Here is a 278-nt window from a genome sequence, read left to right as displayed (position 1 = left end):
CCGTTGGTGCGACGCCGACAACCACGCCACCATCACGGTGACCGACCCCGCCACGGGCCAGGCTCTGGCCCAGGTACCCGACATGGGCGAAGCCGAAACCCGCCGCGCCATCATCGCCGCGCGCGACGCGCTGCCCGCATGGCGCGCCCGGCCCGCCCAAGAACGCTCACAGATCCTGCGCCGCTGGTTCGACTTGATGATCCAGCACGACGCTGAACTGGCACGACTGATGACGCGCGAACAAGGCAAGCCTCTGGCCGAAGCGCTGGGCGAAATCC

The 278-nt window shown here is 69.1% G+C and carries 1 protein-coding gene; it reads left to right on the top strand.

Annotated elements, in window-relative coordinates; all coding sequences use genetic code 11:
- The coding region (locus SB751_RS29885) for an aldehyde dehydrogenase family protein (protein ID WP_410749008.1) at nucleotides 1-278 on the top strand (278 nt) is incomplete at both ends.

The organism is Cupriavidus sp. SIMBA_020 (genome assembly GCF_046535395.1).
In the GTDB taxonomy this organism is placed as follows: domain Bacteria; phylum Pseudomonadota; class Gammaproteobacteria; order Burkholderiales; family Burkholderiaceae; genus Cupriavidus; species Cupriavidus campinensis.
This window is presented reverse-complemented; position numbering and strand designations above follow the sequence as displayed.